We start from the raw sequence: 1,951 nt of genomic DNA on the forward strand, positions 1-1,951 counted from the left end.
TAGTTGTAGTTGTAGGGTGGGCAAAAACCGTTTCGTTCTTTTGAGTCTTCTAGATAATCTTACTTTGCCCACCCTACTAGTTGTAGTTGTAGGGTGGGCAAAAACCGTTGCGTTCAAATTACTCTTATAGATAATCTTACTTTGCCCACCCTACTTTAATCAGAGAACTTTGCCCACCCTACTTGAATTTGTATTTTTATAACTAGATTCCGGAATGGCTAGCCAAATACTTGGATTTTTAAGTAGGTGCACAAAATTAATGTCACATCATGAAACCGACCCTAACTAAGATCCTTCCTAGGTTTGGGAAACAGACAAGCCTAGCCTTGACAGCCCTAGCCTTAACTGCTGGCATCGTCTCTAATGTCCAGGCTCAGTCATTGCCCTCTGACTTCAAATTGCCCCAACAGTCACGTGGCTTCTTTGTTGATAGTACCAATAGCAGTCAACGGTTCTTTGAGGAAGGAATGTCTATGGGTGAAACAGAAATTAAAAATCTGCTCAACAACAAGCTTTCCTCAGCAGATTCTATCCTTGAAATTAGTGATGAAGTTGTCAATCGAGAAGACATCTTGGAACTAGAAAATCATCAACAATTGCTCGATGATGGTGATAGCTGATAGCTGTTGGCGTGAGTGCGTAGGGTGCTTCGCGGTGAAATGTAACGCACCATCTATAGCTAGAAAGCGATCGCACTATTTGATTTTTCCTTGGCTATATCGATAGCAATTCGTTAAAATTTCATAGATTCATAAAACAGAGGTTGTTTCAGAGATGAACCTTGCTGAATATCTGACCAATCCCAACGTCCTTCAAAGACTACTCCAGTTACTACTAGGACTACTTATCTGTATTCTCGGACTTTTGAACAATCGCTTTGAGCAGCCAAAAACTCTCTTTCGCAAAATTATAGTAATTGCTGTATGCGTAATAGTTTATGTATTCTTAGCTCATCAAGCAGAAAATTTAGTTTCTCAAAAATCAGCAGAACAGGATAACGACTGGTTCCAACAAGTCTACTGGATTTTAGGTATTGGTTACCTCTTCGTCTTACCTACAATTTGGTATTTGCTGACAACTAGGCCAGGAAAGCAAACTCAAATCTCTAGACAGATTCCACAGGCAAAGTTACAGCGATGGCGCAGGGATTTGCTCGGAGCAATGGCAGCTGAAGTTAACATGCGCCTTGATGACTCCCTGCACAATCACCACTTGATTCAGTTGGTAATGGCAGACAAGAGAGAGCAAGTGGGTCGTCCAGAAAAAATTACTGTGAATCCTAGCAATTCTCCTCCATGGTGGAAACAGTTGCTCAAGTTTCGTCGAGTAACTACAGAGTCTGAACCAGGTCAAAAGGTTATTGAGGTATTTAACCAAGAAGATATTGCCGGGAAACTGTTGATTCTTGGTGCGCCTGGTTCTGGAAAAACCACCATGCTGTTGGATTTGGCCAAGGATTTAATTACACGTGCCCAGCAGCAGGAAAACCAACCAATTCCAATTATTGCTGAACTTTCTGATTGGAAAGATAATAAGCAGCCAATTGCTGAATGGTTGGTGGCTAATTTAAATTTTCGTTATAATCTCCGCAAAGAGATTACTCAGGAGTGGATTACCACCGGTAAGTTGTTACCTCTTCTGGATGGTTTGGATGAGTTGGGTTTAGAGCGGCAAAGGTTATGTATTCAGCAATTAAATCAGTTTCTCAAAGATGTTCCTCAAATTGTGGTCTGCTGTCGTGAAGAAGAATACAAAGCCGGTGAGCAAATTCTGGAGATGCGGGGAGCAGTCTGTTTGCAACCTTTGAGCGATCAGCAGATTGAAGCTTATTTAAAGGGGTTAAACTGTCAGCAACTCTGGCCAGGAATTCAGCAAGATTCAGAGGGATTGCTAGAGTTAGCCAGAATGCCCTTGCTATTGCACTTGATTCCCGTTGCTTATCCCGATGGGT

At 41.8% G+C, this 1,951-nt stretch carries 2 protein-coding genes; both read left to right on the top strand.

Features of this window, described 5'->3' with window-relative positions:
- Positions 1 to 269: 269 nt before the first annotated feature.
- Positions 270 to 620 carry a hypothetical protein gene (locus F6K20_RS36405; protein WP_287265691.1) on the top strand — a complete coding sequence of 117 codons (351 nt, stop codon included), beginning with the start codon at positions 270 to 272 and terminating at the stop codon, positions 618 to 620.
- Positions 621 to 774: 154 nt separating this feature from the next.
- A partial coding sequence (locus F6K20_RS36410) for an NACHT domain-containing protein (RefSeq protein WP_287298086.1) occupies positions 775 to 1,951 on the top strand: 1,177 nt, incomplete at its 3' end.

This window comes from Moorena sp. SIO2C4, assembly GCF_010672485.1.
Taxonomy (GTDB): Bacteria; Cyanobacteriota; Cyanobacteriia; order Cyanobacteriales; family Coleofasciculaceae; genus Moorena; species Moorena producens.

Bases quoted from the DNA above. Each gene is read 5' to 3' on its own strand.
- F6K20_RS36405 (WP_287265691.1), top strand. From the start codon at position 270: ATGAAACCGACCCTAACTAAGATCCTTCCTAGGTTTGGGAAACAGACA.